At 48.3% G+C, this 23,159-nt stretch carries 23 protein-coding genes, 1 tRNA gene and 1 riboswitch; of the genes, 14 read left to right on the top strand and 10 right to left on the bottom strand.

The features are described 5' to 3' along the window. Window positions 1-98, bottom strand: a riboswitch (TPP riboswitch). 215 nt (window positions 99-313) lie between these two features. The 8 genes from HCG48_RS07835 (at window position 314) to HCG48_RS07870 (ending at window position 5,868) form a co-directional block, all read left to right on the top strand. Further along, window positions 314-481, top strand: coding sequence for a metallothionein (locus tag HCG48_RS07835; RefSeq protein WP_168568655.1), 168 nt, complete (start codon window positions 314-316; stop codon window positions 479-481). Between the two features lie 254 nt (window positions 482-735). Beyond that, window positions 736-987: a hypothetical protein gene (locus tag HCG48_RS07840; RefSeq protein ID WP_168568656.1), complete on the top strand. Its 252-nt coding sequence runs from the start codon at window positions 736-738 to the stop codon at window positions 985-987. 89 nt (window positions 988-1,076) lie between these two features. Beyond that, window positions 1,077-2,819 carry a gamma-glutamyltransferase gene (gene ggt, locus HCG48_RS07845; RefSeq protein ID WP_168568657.1) on the top strand — a complete coding sequence of 581 codons (1,743 nt, stop codon included), beginning with the start codon at window positions 1,077-1,079 and terminating at the stop codon, window positions 2,817-2,819. Window positions 2,820-3,543: 724 nt separating this feature from the next. Continuing rightward, window positions 3,544-3,867, top strand: a complete 324-nt coding sequence (locus HCG48_RS07850) for a hypothetical protein (RefSeq protein WP_210437195.1) — start codon at window positions 3,544-3,546, stop codon at window positions 3,865-3,867. Between the two features lie 105 nt (window positions 3,868-3,972). Beyond that, window positions 3,973-4,215, top strand: a complete 243-nt coding sequence (locus HCG48_RS07855) for a hypothetical protein (protein ID WP_168567314.1) — start codon at window positions 3,973-3,975, stop codon at window positions 4,213-4,215. Window positions 4,216-4,255: 40 nt separating this feature from the next. Further along, a complete protein-coding gene (locus tag HCG48_RS07860; protein ID WP_168568659.1) occupies window positions 4,256-4,615 on the top strand; it encodes a DUF1830 domain-containing protein in 360 nt (119 codons plus the stop codon). A 203-nt stretch (window positions 4,616-4,818) separates the two neighbouring features. Beyond that, a complete protein-coding gene (locus HCG48_RS07865; protein ID WP_200664732.1) occupies window positions 4,819-5,175 on the top strand; it encodes a late competence development ComFB family protein in 357 nt (118 codons plus the stop codon). A 42-nt stretch (window positions 5,176-5,217) separates the two neighbouring features. Next, on the top strand, window positions 5,218-5,868 hold the full coding sequence (locus tag HCG48_RS07870) for a pentapeptide repeat-containing protein (RefSeq protein WP_168568661.1): 651 nt from the start codon (window positions 5,218-5,220) through the stop codon (window positions 5,866-5,868). Here HCG48_RS07870 and queC read toward each other — a convergent pair. From queC to HCG48_RS07915, 9 genes are all read right to left on the bottom strand, one after another. Then, on the bottom strand, window positions 5,830-6,516 hold the full coding sequence (gene queC / locus HCG48_RS07875) for a 7-cyano-7-deazaguanine synthase QueC (RefSeq protein ID WP_168568662.1): 687 nt from the start codon (window positions 6,514-6,516) through the stop codon (window positions 5,830-5,832). The genes HCG48_RS07870 and queC overlap by 39 nt on opposite strands. Window positions 6,517-6,609: 93 nt before the next feature. Further along, window positions 6,610-6,813 (bottom strand): hypothetical protein, encoded by a 204-nt coding sequence (locus tag HCG48_RS07880; RefSeq protein WP_168568663.1) that lies wholly within the window; start codon window positions 6,811-6,813, stop codon window positions 6,610-6,612. 278 nt (window positions 6,814-7,091) lie between these two features. Continuing rightward, window positions 7,092-8,264 (bottom strand): molybdopterin-synthase adenylyltransferase MoeB, encoded by a 1,173-nt coding sequence (moeB, locus tag HCG48_RS07885; RefSeq protein ID WP_168568664.1) that lies wholly within the window; start codon window positions 8,262-8,264, stop codon window positions 7,092-7,094. A 101-nt stretch (window positions 8,265-8,365) separates the two neighbouring features. Then, complete coding sequence (locus tag HCG48_RS07890) at window positions 8,366-8,629, bottom strand: RpnC/YadD family protein (RefSeq protein ID WP_168568665.1); 264 nt, start codon at window positions 8,627-8,629, stop codon at window positions 8,366-8,368. A gap of 40 nt (window positions 8,630-8,669) precedes the next feature. Beyond that, window positions 8,670-9,515: an Rpn family recombination-promoting nuclease/putative transposase gene (locus HCG48_RS07895; RefSeq protein ID WP_168568666.1), complete on the bottom strand. Its 846-nt coding sequence runs from the start codon at window positions 9,513-9,515 to the stop codon at window positions 8,670-8,672. 121 nt (window positions 9,516-9,636) lie between these two features. Further along, a complete protein-coding gene (locus tag HCG48_RS07900; RefSeq protein ID WP_168568667.1) occupies window positions 9,637-11,184 on the bottom strand; it encodes an EH signature domain-containing protein in 1,548 nt (515 codons plus the stop codon). A gap of 87 nt (window positions 11,185-11,271) precedes the next feature. Next, window positions 11,272-11,913: an OmpA/MotB family protein gene (locus HCG48_RS07905; protein ID WP_168568668.1), complete on the bottom strand. Its 642-nt coding sequence runs from the start codon at window positions 11,911-11,913 to the stop codon at window positions 11,272-11,274. An 85-nt stretch (window positions 11,914-11,998) separates the two neighbouring features. After that, window positions 11,999-14,014 (bottom strand): hypothetical protein, encoded by a 2,016-nt coding sequence (locus HCG48_RS07910; RefSeq protein WP_168568669.1) that lies wholly within the window; start codon window positions 14,012-14,014, stop codon window positions 11,999-12,001. Window positions 14,015-14,048: 34 nt separating this feature from the next. Then, entirely contained in the window at window positions 14,049-14,429 is a 381-nt protein-coding gene (locus HCG48_RS07915) for a hypothetical protein (RefSeq protein WP_246259966.1), read from the bottom strand. A 307-nt stretch (window positions 14,430-14,736) separates the two neighbouring features. On the opposite strand from HCG48_RS07915, the gene HCG48_RS07920 reads away from it, so the two are divergent. The 6 genes from HCG48_RS07920 (at window position 14,737) to HCG48_RS07945 (ending at window position 22,986) form a co-directional block, all read left to right on the top strand. Then, on the top strand, window positions 14,737-15,786 hold the full coding sequence (locus tag HCG48_RS07920) for a zinc-dependent alcohol dehydrogenase (protein ID WP_168568670.1): 1,050 nt from the start codon (window positions 14,737-14,739) through the stop codon (window positions 15,784-15,786). 188 nt (window positions 15,787-15,974) lie between these two features. Further along, entirely contained in the window at window positions 15,975-17,258 is a 1,284-nt protein-coding gene (locus HCG48_RS07925) for an AmpG family muropeptide MFS transporter (protein WP_168568671.1), read from the top strand. A 53-nt stretch (window positions 17,259-17,311) separates the two neighbouring features. Further along, window positions 17,312-17,998 carry a DUF928 domain-containing protein gene (locus tag HCG48_RS07930; RefSeq protein ID WP_168568672.1) on the top strand — a complete coding sequence of 229 codons (687 nt, stop codon included), beginning with the start codon at window positions 17,312-17,314 and terminating at the stop codon, window positions 17,996-17,998. 136 nt (window positions 17,999-18,134) lie between these two features. Continuing rightward, a complete protein-coding gene (locus HCG48_RS07935) occupies window positions 18,135-20,375 on the top strand; it encodes a CHASE2 domain-containing protein (protein ID WP_168568673.1) in 2,241 nt (746 codons plus the stop codon). Between the two features lie 122 nt (window positions 20,376-20,497). Next, window positions 20,498-21,307, top strand: a complete 810-nt coding sequence (locus HCG48_RS07940; protein ID WP_168568674.1) for an MBL fold metallo-hydrolase — start codon at window positions 20,498-20,500, stop codon at window positions 21,305-21,307. 212 nt (window positions 21,308-21,519) lie between these two features. Further along, on the top strand, window positions 21,520-22,986 hold the full coding sequence (locus tag HCG48_RS07945; RefSeq protein ID WP_168568675.1) for a cyclic nucleotide-binding domain-containing protein: 1,467 nt from the start codon (window positions 21,520-21,522) through the stop codon (window positions 22,984-22,986). Window positions 22,987-23,042: 56 nt separating this feature from the next. On the opposite strand, the gene HCG48_RS07950 is transcribed toward HCG48_RS07945, so the two are convergent. After that, a tRNA-Val gene (locus HCG48_RS07950) sits at window positions 23,043-23,114 on the bottom strand. Window positions 23,115-23,159 lie beyond the last annotated feature (45 nt).

The following is a 23,159-nucleotide window of genomic DNA, read 5'->3' on the forward strand; positions in this document are numbered from 1 at the left end:
AACCTCAATTAACAGCTTCCCTCCGCTGGTATTACCCAGACTCAGGTACTAAGGGTCTGATCTCAGCCTCAACGGTCTAGGCACCCCTAGCTTGAAGAAGAATTGTAGCACTGTTAATTGGTTTTCGAGCGCTCCGAGTCGTTGACCCGAGGGGCTTATCGCCATTTTGAGGCGCGGGCGATCGCCGCGATCGCCCCCCGCTTCTGAGTCTCCATCCCGCTCCCTAAATTTATTAAGAAAGATTGCTCAAAATATCTGAATACCTGTTCAGGTGTTAGGATAATCTTCAAATCCACTATTTGGGAATCAACTCATGAGTACAGTTGCTCAAATGAAATGTGCTTGCGAATCCTGCTTGTGCGTCGTTTCGACGGATAAAGCGGTACAGAAAGACGGTAAATTTTACTGCTGTGAAGCCTGCGCCAACGGTCATCCGGACGGAAGTGGATGCGGTCATACGGGATGTGAGTGTCACGCTTAAATTATTCGCTGGTATTCGCTTCTACAGCACTCGGGCGTCTGATGAGATCCAGTGCCGATCCCTCTATCCCCCCTTCAGGGGGGATTTCGCGGGGAACGAGGAAAGGAGGAAAGTCCCCCTTTTTAAGGGGGATTTAGAGGGATCTAAATGTCTTGCATAACAAAGGAAAATGCTATATCGATCTTTCTTGTTGAGAAACGAGCGAATTATATCAAGAGAATAAGACAGAGTTTAATGGCTTTTTAGTTTCCTTTTTGCTAGATTTAAAAGCAGTACAAGCGGCGGAACTCATCGAACGAGTGTTCGCCGAAGATCGGATCTTTGAATCCATTTGTGGCGATTGGGATCGAGTTCAAGTCGAACTCGGATTAAAAAGTCGCGAGTCCTTACGCAAAAATAAAGAAACACAATTTCCTTTACTCGACGAACTCTTGACACTTCACAAGCAAGAGTCTGCCCCCCCCAAAAGATACGAAGGGGTTTGCGGTCAAGCAACAGAAAAATAAGAAAAAAGGCGGTAAGAAAAAGAGGAAGAAAAAATAACTCGTCGGCTTTCGGCTAAACTGACGATATAGCGATCGCCCCTTCGGATTCCATGACCTGTCAAACCTTGCGCCGTTTCTCCGTCACCCTGATTTCGATTTCCCTGTGCATTGTAGGCGGAGCGTCTACCCCCACGGGAGCCCGTGCGGTCCAGGGCGATCGCGCCGAACGAGGGATGGTCGTATCCGCACATCCGCTCGCCAGCGAGGCGGGGGTCGAAATACTCTCACAAGGGGGTAACGCGATCGATGCCGCCGTCGCGACCGCGTTAGCGATTTCTGTCGTCGAACCATTCTCCGCAGGGATCGGCGGCGGTGGCTTCCTGTTATTGCGCGAGGGGGACACCGGGGAAATTCGCGCCCTCGACTTTCGCGAACGGGCCCCCTTGGCAGCAACGTCGGACATGTATGTAGACGAGAACGGCGATCCGATCGAACGCGCCAGTTTGGACGGACACCGCGCCGTTGCCGTTCCCGGGACGATCGCCGGACTCGCCCGGGTACACGAGACTTACGGCGAACTGCCCTGGTCCACCGTGGTCGCCCCCGCGATTCGGTTGGCGCAAGACGGGTTTACCGTCAGCGATCGCCTCGCGAGTCGCGTCCGATCGCGCGAGGAGGTGCTGTTGAGTAATCCCGCAGCCCGCGCCATTTTCAGCCGGGACGGGGCACCCTATCGAGAGGGCGATCGCCTCGTCCAAGCGGATTTAGGCCGCACGTTGCGATCGATCGCCAGGGACCCGCAAAACTTTTATACAGGCGATATTGCCCGGGCGATCGCCTCGGATATGGCGGCGAATGGGGGCTTGATTTCCCGGGAAGACCTGCAAGCTTACGAACCGATCTGGCGATCTCCCGTGTGCGGCGACTGGCGGTCCGTTCGCATCTGTTCGATGCCGCCGCCGTCTTCCGGGGGCGTCCATTTACTGCAAATCCTTCATATTATTGGGGACTTGGACGCGCGATCGCTCGGCTGGCACCATCCCGACGTGCTGCATTTACTCGTGGAAGCGATGCGAGTGGCGTATGCAGACCGCGCCGAATACCTCGGCGATCCCGATTTTGTCGAAGTTCCCGTGGCGCGATTGATCGACCCGCGTTATGCAAGTTGGCGGCGATCGCAGATCGAGGGCGATCGCGTGCGGCGATCGGATCGCGTCGAAGCCGTAGACCCGCAAACCTTGCGGCGCCTGACTTCCGAATCTACCGATACAACCCACCTCACGGTGGTAGACGATCGCCGCACTGTCGTCAGCATGACCTTCACCATTAACGGCAACTTCGGTGCGGGAGTTGTCGCCGCCGGGACCGGAATCGTCCTCAACAACGAAATGGACGATTTCGCGATCGCTCCCGGGGTTCCTAATTTATACGGCTTGGTCGGCGACGAAGCCAACGCGATCGCCCCGCGCAAAACGCCGTTATCGAGCATGACTCCGGCGATCGTCACGGAAAATGGCGAATTTCGTATGGCTGCCGGATCTCCCGGCGGCAGCACGATTATTACGACGGTTTTGCAAATCTTATTTAATGTTTTAGTCTACGACATGGACGCCGAAAGTGCCGTCGCAGCACCCCGCTTGCACCATCAATGGCTACCCGATCGCTTGTGGGTGGAACGGTGGGGATTTGACGCGATGACGTTGCAGGAATTAGAACGGCGAGGACATCAGATCGAAGAATTACCCGGATGGGGAAATGCCAATGCGATCGTTTTGACCGAAGAAGGGATGTTAGAAGGAGCAGCCGATCCGCGTGGAGAGGGCGCGGCGAGGGGGTTTTCCGGTCTGTATTGATAGTTTCTGAGTTCTCTCCTTTTGGGAGAAACTTAACCGATTTAGGGAGGCGATCGCCGCTTTGAGGATACTTTCGGGCGCTGTAATCTCCCCAGGTCGATACACTTGTGGTATTCTATGCTGGCGCCTCCCTTGATGGAAACGTCAATGAGAGTTTGAGCGATTGTGGGGTGAGAAGGCCGCGATTGGGGTGGCGCCAGGGTAGTTTTACGCGGATAAGTGCTTTAAATTAAACGCTGAAGGTGATTTTTAAAGATTTCTTTACACCCATTGCAGCAATCTTCCCGATTTTTTCCCGATCTCTTCCCAATGGTCTTCACAGTTCGGCTTTAGTCTGAACACAGTGAATCGGGGGTGTCATTGATGAGAGAGAGATAATAACTTCATGGGTTGAAAGTAGCGCGATCGACATAAGTGAGATTGACGGGTCAATTTTCTAATATGGGGTTCGGTCGATCGCCTCAACCTCTCCCATAATTCGATCGTTTCCATTGCATCCAACAGGCTTGTTTATCTTTCATCGAAGCGATCGAAAATTATTGCAGTCGAATCAAACTATTTTTCGTTTTCCGTCGAGTGAAGTTAACCGTTAGTTCCTGTAGTTTTCCCACGGAATTCACCGAGAACTAGATTCAACTCGTGGATTGGGAAAAATCGAGGAAATGCACAATGTTGTGGGGTAAAGAGTGTCATGCCTGAAAGACTGAGAAACCGAAAAGTTGCAGTGATTGAAGAAGAGATCGACACGGCTTTAGCTGTTTGCAGCGATCCTGTTTATCAACAAGCCTTTAAGCTTCCAAAATTTCGGAATTTGTTGATCGAGTACGTCCTTCAGCGCGTTCACGGCTCGTATATTTTAATTGGAGATCGCGGAAGTTTGCGGTTTCAATTAAAGTTTCCTTATCGCTCCTTGGAATTGCGCTTGCACGTGGAGCAACAAGTCTATCAAGGCATGGAACAGTTGATTCAGGAATATCAGAGTTGGTTGTCGGCCCAGGGGGCTGTAGGGGGACGACGGATGGGCGATCGCGAACTGTCTGTCAGTTGAGACCGTGGCGCTTGATGAAGGCGGTGGCGATCGACCTCTGAGGATGCTTGACGATCGCGCGATCGTCGCAACTGAATAAACCACTCATTGAATCAAAGGCAAATTATGACCTATTCCATTAATGGTTCGATCTCGAAATGTTGTACCTGCGGTCATTATCAAATTGAAGGACGCAGGGGAGGGGCGTGTCAGCTTCTCGGGGTACCAGTTAAAGGAAATTGGCAGGGTTGTCGCTTGGCGATCGAGCCGTTCGCACCCTCGTGGGAAATGCCGGGGGAGTGGAAAAGGATGAGTTGTAGTCCGTTGAAAATTCCCGTTTTCCGATCGCGCGACGCGATCGAAGTTTGAAGGCGATCGCGTCGGAAAACTTCAGGAAGATTTAACATCATTGAATGTTTGTGCAGTTGCCAGCCTAGTTGAAGTGAATACCATGCTTTGTTGTTATCTCAACGAAACACTAACCCTACAAATTGTTCGGGTGATGCAAGGCGATCGCCGGATTTTGGAACGGGTTATTTTTCCTCGACAACGGTTTTTATTTGAAGCGGCTACCGATGCCTGTTTGGCGGTCTATCGGGGAAGCGGTCGCGGCTTGCAGTGGAGTGAGTCTATCCCTTGTTCGGAGTTAAAAGTTGAAGAAGTGGCGGCGGAGTTGAAGGTTCCTCCTTTGAAAGCGGTCGGTCAGGGCGATCGCCCCGCTCCCACGCGGGTAACGTCGAAGGAAAGCAGCCGGAAGGTAGCGTTATAAACTCCGATTTTACCTAAATTTGACATAAAAATTTACATCCTCGATCGTTCGTTGGCTGCTAGGCGGGCGATCGATTCCGATAATCTTCACATTTGTGTTTTAAACTCTGGGTAAACACGCCAGGGAAGACAACAGAAAAAGCGATCGCGATGGGGCGATCGTTCGGGGTGTAGAACTAAATTGAACGAGGGATTATTGCTGTGATGAATACTCGCATTATTAATTTAACCGAACCTTTTGTCGCTGAAGAAATTGAGAAAATTCTAGAAACTTATCCGTTTCATCCCTACCAACAGGTATTTGCCCATCCCGAGTTACGACAAAAACTGATGGCTCACGTCCTCAGCCGAATTCCGAATCAATATGCGGTGGTGAAGACCCCGGAAAGCTGCCACATTGCGATGGAAAAAATACACGCTTCGATCGCCTTGCAGCTCGACGTGAAGGCGGCGATTCATCAAGGCATCCGTCAGCTTTTTGAACTGAATGCGGATTGGGCGGTCGGTCATATCCCCTCGCCAGACGAACCGTCTTATGCTGCTTCCAGTTGGTTTGGTTGAAGTCCGCGAGGGCGATCGTATTGTTGAGCGCAGGGGGTGGAAATGAAGAGTAAGGAACTGATCCGCCAATATGAGGCGGGACAACGGGATTTTTATGGCGTCGGTTTGTCTCACGCCAACTTAAGGGGGGTGAATTTGCAAGGGGCGGATTTACGGCGCGCGAATCTGGCGGGGTCGGATTTGCGCGAGGCGAATTTGCAAGGGGCGAATCTGGCGGCAGCCGATTTAGCGGGGGCGAATTTAGCCGGAGCGAATTTGACGGAAGCCATTTTGAGTACGGCAGATTTGAGCGAGTGCAATCTCACCGCAGCCAATTTGACCCGATCGCAGGCGATCGGGGCGACCCTGACCGGGGCCGATTTGAGTCGGGGGATTCTACGGGAGGCGACCTTGTGGCGGGCGGTGTTACTCTGCGCCGATTTGGCGGAAGCGGATTTAGAAGGGGCGATCGCGATTTCGACGGTGCTACTCGGCGCCCGGTTGACGGGAGCCAATTTGAAGCGGACGAACTTGCGCGAGGCGATCGTCGTCGATGTGGACTGGTCCGGGGTTTGCTTGCGCGAGACGATTTTACCCGGTGGGGAATGTGCGGACGGCGATCGCGGTTGTGGGGTGCGCGTTTGCGGTCCGAGGGGGCGATCGCCCTACTGTCGGTTAGTCTCCTTGGCTGAAATAGGGGAGCGGATCGCTTAAGCCGAGTTCGGCGAAGGCGGCGAGGCGCAAGCGGCACGAGTCGCAGTGACCGCAAGCTTTTTCGCCTCCAGCGTAGCACGACCAGGTCTGTTCCCAAGGGACGCCGAGGCGGTTGCCGAGTTCGACGATTTCGGTTTTTTTAAGGTGCAGCAAGGGAGCGACGATCGCGATCGCCTCCCCTTCGCGTCCCTGTTTGGTTCCCAGACGAAAGACTTCTTGCATCGCCGCCAAATAGTCCGGGCGACAGTCGGGATAGCCGGAGTAGTCCAAAGCGTTGACGCCGAGATAGACCCGACGGGCGGCGATCGCTTCGGCATAGGCGAGGGCAAAACTGAGAAAAATGGTGTTGCGTGCGGGGACGTAGGTGATCGGGATGCTCTGGCTCATGTCCGCTACCGAGCGATCGCCGGGCAGGTCGAGGCGGTCGTCGGTCAGGGCCGAACCCCCCCAGGTTCGGAGGTCGAAGTTGACGACTCGATGCTCGATCGCCCCTGCGTGACGGGCGATCGTCGCCGCCGAAGCCAGCTCTCGGCGGTGACGCTGCTGGTAGTCGAAGGAGAGGGCGTAACAGTCGCATCCATCGGCTTTGGCTTGGTAAATGACGGTGGAGGAGTCCAATCCACCGGAGAGTAAAACAACGGCTTTCACGATCGCTCAATCCCGGAAATGGTGTAGGGGTGTCCCAGTACGGTCTGGGTGATTCATCGAAGATTTTAACGGTTGGGCGATCGATTGTAGGTGTTACTCCCGAAAACTTTCCAAGGAAGCGAGCAGTTCCGGCAATTCTTGGAACATTTTGTCGAGACGGTTCTGCTCCGCCGAAGGTCCCGGAGGGCGGCGACAGAGGTGACGGCTGGAGGTTACTCGGCGTGGGCTTCCCCAATCGCGATCGGCTTCTAAGGGGGTGCCTTGATAGCGGTTGGCTTCTCTTGATGAATGTAACATCGGTTCATTCTCCCTTTTTGTTTGATTTTCAATATGGCTTTTTCCCTATTTATTAGGATTCCCTGTTTTTTGCCGCGATCGGTATTTTTGTTATATTGCTTCATAACTAATAGGGATCGAGGAAAAATACAGATAAAGACGGTTGACAAAAAAAATTTTTTGAGGTAGATTCTGAGGTTGAACCATCGAGGTTTGGCGATCGAATTAAAGCCAACAAAACAACGGCAGATCGCACGAGGCGATCGCCGTTATCGGAGTAGACGAGTTCAACGGCAGGTTTAATATTGCGGAACCGACGAATCGACTTGCCGACTCCACGCCGCAATTCCTCCCCGGACGTTTGTCCCTTCGATTCCCGCCTGCTTGAGAATCGCCAAAGCTTTCGCCGATCGCGCGCCGACCTTACAATGGACGATCAAGCGGTGACCGTTGAGTTCGGCTTTGAGCTTTTCGATCCCCTCGCCGCCTTCAATTTCTGCCAGGGGAATTAACAGCGAACCGGGAAGTTTGGCGATCGCGTATTCGTCAGGAGTGCGAACGTCGAGCAAGAGGATTTTTTCCGCTTGGCGATCGAGTAATTCTTTAAGTTCGGTCACGGTGATTTCGGGAATGTCCCTCATCGCTTTCGCCGCTCGTTCTTTCGCTTGCGTAATACCGCAGAACTGTTCGTAATCAATTAACTTGTCAATCGCCGGACGTTCCGGATTTGGCGTTAGTTTTAACTCGCGAAACTTCATCTGTAAAGCATTGTAAAGCAGCAACCGACCGCTCAACGTCGTTCCCGACCCGGTAATGATTTTCACCGTTTCCGTCGCTTGAATCACCCCGATTATTCCCGGGAGAATTCCTAACACTCCACCTTCCGCACAAGAGGGAACCAGTCCCGGCGGTGGCGGTTCCGGGTACAAGTCGCGATAGTTCGGACCGCCTCGGTAGTTAAACACCGACGCCTGTCCTTCAAACCGAAAAATCGACCCGTACACATTCGGTTTGTCGAGTAAGACACACGCATCGTTAACGAGATAGCGGGTGGGGAAGTTGTCCGTTCCATCGACGACGATATCGTAAGCTTCGAGGATATCGAGTGCATTTTGCGAACTCAGGCGGGTTTCGTACAAGTCCACCTGACAAAACGGGTTAATTTCTAAGATCCGTTGTTTCGCCGATTCGATTTTGGGTTGACCCACCCAGGCGGTCCCGTGGATGACCTGGCGTTGTAAGTTGGAGGTGTCAACGACATCGAAATCGACGATCCCGAGGCGCCCGATCCCGGCGGCGGCGAGATAGAGTAATAAAGGCGAACCGAGTCCCCCTGTTCCGATACATAATACACTCGCCGCTTTGAGGCGTTTTTGTCCTTCAACGCCGATTTCCGGCAAAATCAAATGACGGGAATAGCGTTCGTAATCGTCTTTGGTTAGCTCGATGTCGTCGAGATTGGGGTTGAGCATGATTTCTCGCTAGAGAACGAGGGTCTGAATTCAGGTTAGATTGAGTTAAATTATAGCGATCGCCGGGTCATTGCTACCCTCGCCGTTATTGTTGAGTTCGCTCAATCTTCGCGATTTTCTTCAGCCCATTGACGGACAAGTTCCAAGGGTAAATTCAAGGCTTGGGCGATCGTTTCCAAACTCAATCCTACCTGGAGCATTCCTCGTACAGCCTGACGATTGGCTTGTTGAAGACCTTGTTGAAGACCTTGTTGAAGACCTTGTTGAAGACCTTGTTCCATTCCTCGTTGTTCGCCGACTTGTTCGCCATCAGCAAAAGCATCTTGATAAAAACGAGTTTCTTTTAAATCTCCTAGTCCTAGCATGGCGGCTATTTCCTCTCCATTTTTACCCTTATCGACTACTTCAACTTTCGCGATTTTCTTCAGCCCATTGACGGACAAGTTCCAAGGGTAAATTCAAGGCTTGGGCGATCGTTTCCAAACTCAATCCTACCTGGAGCATTCCTCGTACAGCCTGACGATTGGCTTGTTGAAGACCTTGTTGAAGACCTTGTTGAAGACCTTGTTCGATTCCTCGTTGTTCGCCGACTTGTTCGCCATCAGCAAAAGCATCTTGATAAAAACGAGTTTCTTTTAAATCTCCTAGTCCTAGCATGGCGGCTATCTCCTCTCGGCTTTTTTGCGGTAATTTATAAACAATAATCGTTTCAATCAGTTCGATGAGTTCCCGTTGGCGGTTTGGGTCTGCGACCTCCCGTTCGGTTTGAGCGACCAATTGTTTCGCCGCTTCTGGGGCGATCGCCTCTGACTCTATAATTAGTTTAACCACACCAACCCCTAATGTGGGTTCTCCTTGAATTTCATCGAGGTAAATCCGCCTTACCCGACTCGATGACAGCAGACAATCGAACGGGGAACGATCTTGAGGTTCGACATTACGAGTGGGATAGATAAGAGCAACCCGCCAGGGATGCGGCGGTCGATATTGACGCAGGTATAAAAACAGTTCGGCGAAAATGCGATAGTAAAGATCTTCATCACTTTGAAACTGCACTTCCACCAAATAAAAAGGAAGGCTCAACTCTCCCGTGGTCGGTAAAAACAGGCCATCAATCCGAAAAGCTAGTTGTTTGACTTCAACGGAGGTGAATTGATAGGAACTGGCTTCGCCGACGGGGCGATCGAGGAGTTCAAAGAAAATTTCTGGGTATTGTTGAAAAATTCGATAAAATATCGTGTCAGTTTTCATTTTTTATATTTTCATGTTTTTTAATCTTCTTTGACTTTCTTTGAACAAATAGCGATCGCGATGTCTTTAAATAATTCATAACATCTCAAGGTGAGTCGGTTCGTCAACATCAATTGTATCACTATTTTTTGTACTTGTGCAATAACTCTTCCTCCTTAAACCTGGCTTTTGCTTCTCGCTCTATCCTCTTAATTTCATCCTGCCATTGCTTTAACTTATGTTGGCGTTCCTGCTGTTTCTTTAAATTGGGTTCGGGTAATCCCCGTTCTGGATTGTATTGATTTTCTCCGGGGGGTAAACCCTTCACCAACCGCGTTCCTTCATTCATATATAGATTGAGACTTCTGAGAGTTTGCTCGGAGTAATATTGCCACAGAAATTTATGATCTAAAACTTCGCCACCCAAACAGCGAATCTGTTTTAAAGACAAATCGGTAGACTCAAATAAAAAGCGTTTAATTTCTGGTTTTGAGCTAGTTTTAAAAATCCGGGTTTCACTTCCTTCCCCGCGAAAGAATTCTGCGATCGCCCAATCCCCAAAATCGAAGATACAAACTTCTGTTTCTTTGCTTGCATCTTCTCGAATAACAGAAATATTTTGATGGCTTAATACTTTGCCGAGGGTCTCAATAGAGCTGGGAGGCAATAAAATACGAATTCGCTTAAAGCGATCGCTGTAATGCGACCAAAACTTTTTGCGCTTTTTCAGTTGTTTCTGTTCCCATTCTGGTAAATTCAACCTTTCTAAAAGCAGATCGACAAGTTCGCGAAAATAGTTATAATTGAGCGCCCCCAACCATTTCATCAACGCAGATTGTCCGTTATCTGACAACTCATTCCAGTGTGAACGGGGGGTGTAGGGTCCGTAGTTATTTTGCAGCCAATTTAGAATCGTTTCTAACTGTTGTCCCTGACGAGTAGAGAGTTGAGATAAGAGGGTTGTTACAGCTTCTAATTGTTGATGATGACTCATCTCAGTAAGACAGTCCAATAACCATTCTTGCTGAGGGCGATCGCAGTTTTTAGACTGTACAAATTTCACGAAAATTTCGCCGACAGCATTTAAAGCTTCATTAACTATACTGAGATGCAAAGGCAAATAACAGCTTGCCAATAAATTGCGTGGGGTTTGCACGTTATCGAGGCTTAATTTTGTCAAATCTTCAGATCGATAACTTCTCAAACACTCTAAAGTTTGGATTGACAAAGGGGCGACATTTTCTAATTCAGATTTGCCATCCGTGAAGGTATTAGCTAAAGAACGGGGTAAGTATTTTGTCTTTTCAAATTCCGGGCGATCGAAGTAAAGCGCAAGTCGCCAAAATAAACAATTTCTCAACCAATCATTTTCAATAGCTACTTTCCAAATATAACTAGCTGAAATCATCCCTAATTCTTGATGATTTCGATCCCACTCCTCTTTACAATATAAACAATAAATCCATTCAATCTCTGAAAAACCAGCGCCCTGATAGTTCAAAATATCATCGATCAGCTCGTCAATTTTACGAATATTAGTTTCTTTATATTGGGGAATCTGTGGCGAATTTTGTAAAGATTTAAGACCTCGATCTCCTGATGAAGTGGAGTTGAGTAACCCTGTTAAATGACGAATAGCAATTTCTGGATAGCGTGGAAATTGTAAAACTCTAAAAGAAAAGTCAACCATAGTAATCTCCAAGCAGAGCAATTTTTAAATGGGTAAACTAAGCAGTGAGTTGGTGGATTTTCCCTGACGCCGGAATGATGGAAAATCCTATAACAAGTTATTCCAATCTGGTCGTTTGAGTTGAAAACGAAACACAACTTTTCTATCAGTGGGATTGTCAGTCTGTTGGTTGGCGTCGATTTCTCCCCGTCCGGCGGCGAGGATTTTGTATTTAAACTTTGCTTTTGTCTCGAAATTGAGTTCGGATAAAATGTAGTTCGATACAGATAAAGCTCGTTTTAAGCTCAAATCTAAATTATCTTGTTCGTCGCCAAAGGAACTGGTGTGACCTTCGATGACGACACGGGTAATCATTTCATCGAATGTTTTTTCGGAAAAAATAATCTGGCTGTAGGTGGGAATAAACTGCTGTAAAAATTGTTTTCCGGCGGGTTTAAGTTCTGCACTTCCTTCATCAAATAAAATGCGATCGCCGATGCTGACATCTCCCGTTTCTGGATCGACTTTAACATCGGAACCGCCGAGTTTTTCTTCGATCGCCGTTTGAATAATCAACGGTAAATTTTTGAGGGCTTCTTGATATTGTTTCAGTTGTACCATCACTGTAATGAACAGGAGGGCAAAAAACATCAACAAACCAGACATTAAATCGCCAATCGATAACCAAACGCCGGAATCTTGCTCTTCTAAAATTTCCGGACTAGTTTCAAAGTCGTAAAAATCATTCATTGTTATATCGAATAGTGATGGGATTGTAGCTTGAGGGAGAGAGGTGGATTCCCGTTTCAACAGGAATCCGATCTTAAGGAAGTTTTTAATTCCGCGAAGGTTGACTATTTTTTAGCTCCTCTGCTGACGCCACTAAATAATGAGCGACATCCATTAAACCGTGAGTATTTCGATCTAAGCTACTGCAAACTCCAGCCATTGCGCGATCGAATTCTTCGATATTGACTTTATAACTTTCATTGGCTTTTTCTAAATATTCATTCAGTTGTTCGTTCCCTGATTTCAATGCTTCGTCAAACTGTTTGGCTAAATCTTGATAAGCCGATTCAATTTGCTTCGCTTCTTGACTCATGAGTTGAATGACTTGTTGTAACTGTTCGAGACGTTCGCTAGACGTTAAGCCGAGTTCGGTTTCGAGTTTGTAAACAACTCCAGCCGTTTTTTGAATGGAGGTCATGCTATTTTTAATTGCATTTTCCATAGCAGTTGCATCTTCGAGGAAAACTTTTTGTAGGCGATTAATGACTTTTTCTAGTTCTTCTCGCTGTTTTCCAAGAACATCGTCAAGTCGTTTGTTTTGTTCGTCAAAAAATAGGGTTAAGGCTTTTTCGTATTCTTCTCGGAATTTCTCCAATTCTTCTTGAACAATATTTCGCGTTTTTTGCAGACTTTCGTCAATATTTGCTAAGGTTGCGATAAAGCTGTCTCGTGCATCATTAATAAGCGTTGAAGATTCCCGACCCAAAGTAACAATCGTGTCCGATTGAGTCTGAAAGGCTTTATTGGCTTCTTCAAGAATATCTTTGGTCTGCTGTTCGACAGCTTCAAGCATGGTTTTTTGCGCTTGAGCTTGTTTTTCGAGGGACTGTTCCAACTCCTCTCGAATTCCACGAAAACTTTGGGCAGCTTGTGCGGAACTATGAGCAAAGGCTTCTCGTTGTGCTTTCATCGAACGAATACTTTCGTTGACAGCTTCTTGAATTTTTTTCGCGACTTTTTCAAGAACAGCTTCTGTATTTGTACGAAATCCATCCAGAATAGTAGTCAAACTGCGGGCAAAGTCTTGTAGTTCTTTAAGCGTTTCTTCTTGGAACGTTTGAATGGTTGAAATTGCCCCCGATAAACTCGCTGCAATCCCGCCCAATTCATCTTTGAGTTCGCGAACGGCTTCGGACGCTTCTCGGGTCATTTCGGCACTTTCATCGAGTCTTTCGATAACGGGCTGAATCAATTCATCTCGCATTTGTTTGACGAGATAATCGATGGCTTGACCTTGATTTTCTTGGATTTGCCGAACGCTTGTCAATTCGTTATTGATACTGGTGAGAGATGAACCCAAGCTGGGAACGATCGCCCGTCCCACGGCTTCTCCTATGGCGTCTGCATTTAATGTGCTTAATTCATTGAGTTTTTCGACCAGTTGAATTAACGCTTCTGTAACGTCTTGATTGGAACTAGGATCTAACTGCGAAAGCAGTTCTATGGGACTTTGTAAAAAGGCAATTTTGCTTAACTTTTTGCGAAGATTATCCCGCCGAAACTGACGGATTCGTTCGCCAATGGCGAGGATAATCATAAATACACTAGCACTTCCCAATCCCCACAAAGAGGTTGAGAAAGCCAGTTTCATCCCGCCGAGAAGTTGGGTACTGGTTTGCAATAAAGTTTCAGTTTCATCGATCGCGTCGAGGCTGACATTTTGCAAGCCCAAATAGATCCCGGTGAAGGTTCCTAATACCCCTAATGCGGTTAATAAGGTGGGGGCAAAATAAACGGGACCTCGGGGAATCGGTTTGTTGAGGATGCTGGGAAAAGCTAATAAAACAAAACTGCCGCCTTTTTGCTTGGCAATTAGACAATTTTCTCGCCATACTCCGTCTAAATGACGGATAAACCAGGGACGCTCTTTTTCGTTAATTTGGAGGGCGTTCGTGTTGTTTTTTCGGGCTTTTTTGAGTTGCGCGATCGCCCGACTGACTTCGCCACATTCGACTGTCCAATAATGGAAGATAGACCCAGTTTCTAAACAGGCGGCGATCGCGGCAAATAAGAAAATCGCGGGAACGAAAAAACTATTGATACTTTGGAGGGTTTCAGTCATGATTTTCGAGAGATGCGGTAGATGGCACTAAAAATCAATGGCGAACGAAGTGAGTCAGTTCTTCTTCTGAAAACAGGGATTTTGCGACTCTCACGGGTAAATGTGCTGCATCCGTTTTTCCGTCTATAGGTTCGCTCAATTTTACGCTGTAAAGTGGTTCGTCACTTTCAGTTTCCGAGTCGAGTTTGAGATAGACGTTTTCGGGGCCATATTGTCGCAATAATTGCGCTTGTAAGCGACTTTTGATGTCTCGAAAAGATTCGGCCACGGGTTCGATATCGCCGCAGTTTTGAGCAGCTTTCCACGCTTGATTGATGACATGAATTTTGTTGACTAATTGAGGAAGGGAAGGGTTTAAAATGTGCTCGATCGCCTCGGGAGTCATAGTGGCGGAGGTACCATAATGAATGTACAAAATTCATGCCTATCAATCGAGTGCGATGATTCCTGCAACGGATAAAATCCCCCCGATCGCCCCGAAGAACAGGCATTTGTTTAATTTTATATAAAAACCCCGGTCGCGAGTGACCCTAAAAATCGCTCTTTTCTATTTATAGAACAGATCGATCGCTGGTTTCACCGTAAATCTACGTAAAAAGCCGATCGCGCCAGAAAAATTCATGTTAGAAAATTTATACATATTCTCAAAAATGGCCAGACCCCCGGACCGGACGAGTGCTGATAGAATCGGAAAAAATTAAGTCATAGAGGAATCGATCGCCTTGCTAGCAGCAGTTCTCTACGGAAAAGAAGATTTCCGCCTGGAAACGGTAGACGACCCCACGCCGGACGCGGGGGAAATCGTGATGCGGGTGGCGGTGGCGACCACTTGCGGGACGGATTTAAAGGTGTGGCGCCGGGGAGGTCACGCCAAGATGTTGCGACCGCCAACCCTGTTCGGACACGAGGCGGCGGGGGAAATTGTTGCTGTCGGTTCTGGGATCGGTGGATGGCAGGTGGGCGATCGCGTGGTGGCGAACAATTCGGCCCCTTGTCTCGACTGTTTTTTCTGCGATCGCCAGGAATATTCATTGTGCGAAAACCTGACCTGGAATAATGGGACTTTTGCCGAATACGTCAAAATTCCGGCGGCGATCGTGCGCCAAAATTTACTCAAAGTTCCCGGCGAGTTGCCGGACGAATTGGCTTCCCTGACCGAACCCCTCGCCTGCGTCCTGCACGGAATTGCCCGATCGCCTGTCAAATCCCGCGATCGCGTGGTGGTTTTGGGGGATGGGGCGATCGGTTTGATGTTCGTCGGCGTACTGGCGACGATGTGCGAGAGCGTTTTGCTGTTTGGCGGTCACGACCGCCGCTTGGAAATCGGCAAAGAATTGGGGGCATCTCGCACATTCAACTACCACCATCTCAACGAACCGATCGACGAAGTGGCGCGATCGCTGACCCAAAAACGAGGGGCGGATCTCACCTTTGAAGCCACGGGAATCCCCCAAGTCTGGGAAACGGCGATCGATTGTACCCGTCCTGGGGGAACCGTGAATCTGTTTGGAGGATGTCCCCGCGACACGACCGTTAACGTCGATACCGAACGCCTCCACTACAGCGAACTGACCCTTAAAGGGGTGTTTCACAATACCCCGCAATATGTGCGAGAAGCGTTGGCGTTATTAGGAAGTCGTAAAATTCCTTTTGAATTACTCGTCAGCGATCGCCGTCCCCTGTCGGAGTTGCAAACAGTTTTTCAACAAATGCGCGATCGTGAAGTGTTGAAAGTGGCGATCGATCCGTCACTTTCCGCGACCCCTCAATAAAGGAGATCCGGATCGAGGCGATCGCCTAGCGATAACAATAAACAAATTTTCTCGACTTTTCAACCCCCCTTGACCTTTGAGCGATCGTTTGACAGATTAATTCTACTCTCAAAACCAGAAAAGTACCTCAATATTCGTCGCGATCGCGCTTCTCGACGACCACCTGCCACCATTCAATACTATCTAAAATGAAAACTGAAGACGTTACGTCAACAAAGAGTCCCTGGACCTTCATCCCAACTCTCTATTTTGCCGAAGGGGTTCCCTACATTATTATCAACACCGTTTCGGTCATTATTTATAAAAATATGGGCATTTCTAATGCTCTAATTGCCTTTTGGACGAGCCTGCTTTATCTTCCTTGGGTGATTAAAATGTTTTGGGGACCGTTAGTCGATATTTACTCGACTAAACGCAATTGGATTTTATATACCCAAATTGGCTTAATGGTCTGTTTTGCGATCGCCGCCTGGTCGTTACAACTCCCAATATTCTTTTTCCTCTCTTTAGGCATTTTCACGGTCGGGGCTTTTATTTCTGCCAGTCATGATATCGCCGCCGATGGTTTTTACATGCTGGCCTTGACCCCCGAACAGCAAGCCCAATTTGTCGGAATTCGCTCGGTTTTTTACCGAATGGCCGTCATTTTTGGTTCCGGTTTTCTCGTTTATTTTGCCGGACAACTCGAACAAACTTTAGGCAATATTCCCCTCAGTTGGACGATCGCCCTCGCCGTAGCCGCTTCTATTTTTGCCGGACTCAGTTTTTACCATCACTTAATTCTACCTTTTCCCGATAGCGATGCCCCGTCGGAGGTCGAAGAAGTTCGTCACGAAATTCCTTTTGTGAAAATTGCCCGTTCTTACTTTCTCAAACCTGGTATTGCTTTTATTTTAGCTTATATATTACTCTACCGCTTTGGAGAAGCCATGCTCGTTAAATTGGCGTCGCCTTTTCTGCTAGATGAAATGGCGAAAGGTGGACTCGGCTTAACCACTTCCGACGTCGGCTTAGTTTATGGAACCTTTGGGGTGCTTTCCCTCATTGTGGGCGGAATTTTAGGTGGCTTGATTATCGCTAAATACGGCTTAAAAAAATGTATTTTTCCCATGGCTTTAGCCTTAAACGTTCCTAATTTGCTGTACGTTTATATGGCCTACACTCAACCGTCAATCAAATGGGTATACCCCCTCGTTTCTATCGAACAATTCGGTTACGGTCTTGGCTTTACGGCTTTCATGGTTTATTTAATGCAAATTTCTCAAGGGGAATATAAAACGTCTCATTATGCTATTTCTACAGGGATTATGGCTTTGGGAATGATGCTACCCGGGGCAGTAAGCGGTTATTTGCAACAAAGTCTCAATTATCCGATGTTTTTCTTGACCGTCTGTTTGTTGACGATTCCCGGTATGGTGACGATCTTTTTCTTGCCCTTGGACGCGGAACAAAAGTCCGCTAATACCGACTAATTAGAAAGACCAGAATTATTTTGAATTCTGATGAGATTGGAGAGTTTGCAAAGATGCACCTGTCGAAATCCCTAACCTGTTTGTCCCTACTGGCAATTTTGCTGTCTCCCCTGGCGGTTAAAGCATTGGAATTCCCTCCCGCCAGCGATCGCGGCGCCCCCTCTCGGACCGCAGGTGGGGGAACCCGAGGTGAAGACTGTATCGCCGAAGATGCCAAACCCCTGACCGCTTTAATGCCGACGAATAATGTCGGAACCACGGCGAAGGCCAATCCGACCTTTTTCTTCTACGTTCCCAAAACCACCGCGACCCAAGCGGAATTCGCGATCGTGGATCGAGAAGGGGCGGATATATATGTGAGTGAGTTTCCGATCGACGGGACGCCGGGAGTGATCGCCCTGAAAGTTCCGGAAACTATTAATTTAGGAGAAGGAAACGATCGCATTTGGCATTTCGGTTTAATTTGCAATCCCGACAATCGGGCGTTAGATAAATTTGTTCAAGGATTTCTGTACAGAGAAACGATCGAGGAACCGTTGCGTGCTAAGTTAGAAAGATCGCCCGCTTTAGAAAAAGCCGAACTCTATGCGAAAGCCCGAATCTGGCACGAAACCTTAGAAATTGCTGCCGAATTGCGCGATTCTCATCCGGAACAATGGCAACAATTACTGAGTTCTGTAGGGTTAGAATCGATCGCCTCCGAACCCTTGATTTCTTGTTGCGAAATGAATGAATTTTAAATTTTAGATTTTTTAGATGGAAGGGGTGAGTCTCCTAGGGCAAAATACCCGCCCCACGGACTCCCTCACCCCTTCTGTTTGAAGATGCTGGCACTGATGTTGCCCGCCCCACGGACTCCCTCACCCCTTTTGTTTCATGCGATCGCAACTCCAACAACTACTCTGGGACTCGCGAGGCGTCTGGATTGCGGCCCCCCTGGTCGCCGTTCTCGTCATCGGTTTGCGCTTTGCCGGATTGCTACAATCATGGGAATGGGAAGCATTTGATTTATACTTACGCCTCCCGCCTACAGAACGGCCCGATCGCCGGATCGCAATTATTGGAATTGACGAAACGGACTACAAACGAGTGCAACAAGGCTACATCGCCGATGCGGTTTACGCGGAAGCGTTGCAAAAGCTCAAAGCCATGCAGCCTCGGGCGATCGGTCTCGATATTTATCGGGACTTGCCTTACGAACCGGGCCATCAAGCCTTGGTCGATATTTTTGCTTCGACGCCCAATTTGGTGGGGATTCGTAAAGTGGTCGGCGATCGCGACCGCGATGCGGTGGCGCCCCCGCCGATGTTGGCCGAAAAAGGACAAGTGGGCGCCAACGACCTGATTATCGATGCCGATGGTAAAGTGCGACGCGGATTTATGTATCTCTCCGAGGCGGAGGGAAACACAGTTTACAGCTTCGCACTTTATTTAGCTTTACTCTATCTCGACGCCGAGGGGATCGGGCCGGAAGTGTTGGAGGATGGCAACTGGAAACTCGGCCCGACCGAGTTTCGACCTTTAGAAGCAAATGATGGTGGCTACATTCGTACAGACAGTGGCGGGTACCAACAGTTAATCGACTATCGCGGTCCGGTGGCACATTTCGAGAGCGTTCCCTTGCGCGATCTGCTCGACGATCGCCTCCCCCCGGATTGGGCGCGCGATCGCATCGTCCTCATTGGCGTCGTGAGCGAAAGTGCGAACGATCTATTCTGGGTTCCTCACAGTGGCGGCTTACTCAGCTTGCCCGAACGGATGGCGGGGGTGGAAATTCACGCCAATCTCACCAGTCAAATTCTCAGCGCCGCCCTCGACGATCGCCCCCCGATCCGAAGCTGGCCCGAGGCGATCGAATGGCTGTGGATTCTGCTGTGGTGTGCTTTGGGCGCCACCTTGACCTGGCAGTTGCGGTATGCTGGCGGCGTGCGATCGGTATCACTTCAACGGGCGGCGGCGGGTCTGTTGGCCGTCGCCCTCTTATTTGGTACGACTTATATCGCTTTTATATACAAATGGTGGATTCCTCTGGTGCCGCCCGCCTTGGGCTTTGCCGGATCGGCGATCGCCATTACCGCCTACATCGCCCGGACTGCCGGGGATATCCGCAAAACCTTCGGACGCTATCTCACCGATGAAGTCGTCGCCAACCTCCTCGAAAGCCCCGAAGGCTTGAAACTCGGCGGCGAACGTCGGCAAATTACTATTTTTACCTCAGATTTGCGCGGTTTTACCGCCCTGTCCGAACGCTTGCCCCCGGAAGAAGTGGTCAAAATCCTCAACTTTTACCTCGGCTACATGGCCGATGTCATTACGTGCTACCAAGGCACGATCGACGAATTCATGGGCGACGGGATTTTAGTCTTATTTGGCGCCCCCACCGCCCGTCCCGACGATGCCGAACGCGCCGTCGCCTGCGCCGTGGCCATGCAACTCGCCATGCGCCAAGTCAACCTCCAAATGGAACAATGGGACTTACCTGCGTTAGAAATGGGCATCGGCATCAATACCGGGGATGTGGTCGTCGGCAATATTGGTTCGGAAAAACGCACTAAATACGGCGTGGTCGGGTCTCAAGTTAACCTCACGTATCGCATCGAATCTTATACGACCGGGGGACAAATTTTAATCTCGGAAACCACTTTAAATCAAGCGGGGGCGATCGTTAAAATTGACAGTCAGCGCGAAGTGATGCCAAAAGGGGTTAAAGAACCGATTACGATTTACGAAGTCGGCGGAATTTCCGGCAAATACAACCTCTTTTTATCTAAAGAAGAAGAACGATTTTTCCCGCTTCCGAATGCGATTCCCCTGCAATACATCATCCTCGATGGCAAACATGTCGGCACCACCTTTTTTAAAGGAAAAATTGTAAACCTTTCTAACCAAGGGGCTGCGATTGCTCGTGCGGATTCTCAACAGCCGATGCCTACGGCCTTAACTAACCTCAAACTCAATCTCATCGACTATCAAGAAAGCGAATTAAGCGAGGATATTTATGGGAAAGTGACCGATAAAACTGATAGTAGCGGCAATTTTTACATTCGCTTTACCGCCAAACCGCCGGAAGTTGCGATCCGCTTGCAAACTCTTTACGAATCGATTAAAGGGGGATAGAAATTTTGTAGGGCGGGTATCCCCGATCGCTTTCCGAGGGGTTAAAGATTATTTTTCTCAGACATTAGGGAATTCTAAAATTTTCCGATATTTGTTCATTCAATTGTACGGTTGAAAGAGTCATGAAGTTAATCTTTTTAGGATCGGGTTCGGCGTTTACCGTTGGGGCCGATAATTTTCAATCGAATATGCTCCTCGTCAGCGATCGCGATCGCAAATTATTGCTCGATTGCGGGACGGATATTCGCTTCTCCCTCCATGCTGCCGGATTTTCCCATCTCGACATTACCGATATTTATATCAGCCACTTGCATTCCGACCATGCAGGGGGTTTGGAATATATCGGATTTAGCACCAAATTTGACCCGCGATGCCAAAAACCCAATCTTTATTTAAGTAAAGAAATGGCGGGGGAACTGTGGAATCGGACTCTATCCGGTGGGATGCGATCGATCGAGGGAGAAATTGCCGAAATCGATACATTTTTCAAGGTTTGCAAAGTTCCTAAAGCGGGATCTTTTACTTGGGAAGATATCGAATTTCATTTAGTTAAAGTCATTCACGTCAATAATGGCTATTTCGTGATGCCCAGTTATGGGTTATTTTTTGAAGTTCGAGGCTGTAAGGTCTTTTTTACGACCGATACCCAACTTTCTCTAGAGGTTTTAAGCGAATATTACGATCGCGCCGACCTGATTTTTCAAGATTGCGAAACTTCTCAATTTCCCAGCAAAATTCACGCCCATTACGAACGTCTCGCCGAACTTCCCGATCGCTGGAAGCAGAAAATGTGGTTGTATCACTATCAACCGGGAACTTTACAAGATGCCCGTTCTGATGGATTCCTCGGTTACGTCAAACGCGGTCAAGTTTTCGATTTTGACAATCTGAATTTAGCTGAAACTTCCGCTAATTTAGAAATCCTCCCCTAAACATGACAATCTCCCAAAATTGGCTGAACTGTATGACTCCAAAGCTGGAGGCGATCGTCCTGTAAACCTTTGTCTGCTTTAGGCTAAAAAAGCAATAGGGCGATCATCAAACCTTTTCTTAAATTTATTTATTTTTATTCAATTTTTGTTGTACGATTGACAATAATTAACATTCCAATAACGATCGCTCCTTCCTTTAACTCCTCACGTCCATGAAAGCTATTGCCGACACCCTGCTAGAGTTTCTGAAAAATTTGATCGATCGCGAACTGCTGAGAATTGGTGATATTCCGATCTCGCTGGGTTCAATTTTTCAGTTAATCTTATCGTTTTTGCTGATTATCTTTATCACCCAATTTCTAAAAAAGTTTCTCAAACATAAACTTTTAGTTCGATTGGGTATCGATGAAGGAAATCGGGAACCGATCGCCATTATTATCAGTTACGGAATTGGCACTCTCGGCTTTTTAATCATCTTACAAACGAATGGCTTTAATCTCGCTTCTCTCGCAGTTTTAGCCGGAGGTTTGGGGGTTGGGATCGGTCTCGGACTGCAAGATCTCACCAAAAACTTTACCAGTGGCTTGACCATTTTACTCGAACGAAAACTGAAAGTCGGTGACTTTATTTCTTTTGGGGGATTGTCCGGTTACGTCCGCGAAATTTCCCTACGGTCTACGATCATTCGCACCCGCGAAGGGGGGGATGTGGTCGTTCCCAATAGCGAATTAGTAGAAAATCAAATTCTCAATTGGAGTTACGATTCTTTCATCGCCCGCATTCACATTGCTATCGGCGTTGCTTACGGTAGCGATCCGGTTTTAGTCACTGAAACCTTACTTAATTGTGCTTATATGGAACCTGCGGTTTTACACAATCCTGCCCCGAAAGCAGTGTTTATGGGATTTGGGGATAGTGCCTTAAATTTCGAGTTGTGGGTGTGGGTCAATCGCATCGATTTAGAGCCGTACATTAGAAGTTCTTTAAACTTTATTATCGAATACAATTTGCGCGCGGTTGATATTAGCATTCCCTTCCCCCAACGGGATTTATGGCTTCGCAATCCAGAAACGTTAATTCCTGTTTCCCGTCGGTCGAAAGATTTGACGAGCGATCGCCTCGAAATTCCCCAACAAAATCCGCCGACGGTCAAACCGCCCAAACCGTTAGCGTTAAAAGATTTACTCCGACAAGTTACTTATTTCCAGAACTTTACCGAACTGGAATTGCGCCAACTGATCGAAACCGGATATCGCAAACGCTTGTTAGAATCGCAAATTTTATTCCGAGAAGGGGATCCGGGGGATGCGTTTTATATTATCCTCTCGGGATCGGTGGAAGTTTATGTCGAAAAAATCAAGAAACATTTGACCAACCTCGGGTCGGGTAAATTTTTCGGCGAGTTGGCGTTGATGTTAGGGATTCCCCGAACTGCTTCGATTCGTGCTTTGGAAGATACGATTTTATTTACGATCAACCGCCAAAGTTTTGAAAAAATCTTGCGCGAACACCCCGATTTGTACGAGGCGATCGTTCAGGAGTTTGGTAAACACCAAGAAGAACTCGCCCAACGACAACAAGAATTACGCGCCCTGGGATTGGTGGATGCGGCGGAGGACGATAAAAACCCGGTGGCGTGGGTTCGCAAACGGTTAAAGAATTTATTCAGTTTGTCTTGAGGAGGAGTCGCGATCGCGCCGTATTGCGGTCTCCATCTAAAATCCAAACTCTAAAATGGGCGATACTGGATTCGAACCAGTGACCCCTTCCGTGTGAAGGAAGTGCGCTACCACTGTGCTAATCGCCCTCGGAATTCCTAAAATAACACGATCGCCGCGACCGAGACAAGCCC

Source organism: Oxynema aestuarii AP17 (assembly GCF_012295525.1).
Taxonomy (GTDB): Bacteria; Cyanobacteriota; Cyanobacteriia; order Cyanobacteriales; family Laspinemataceae; genus Oxynema; species Oxynema aestuarii.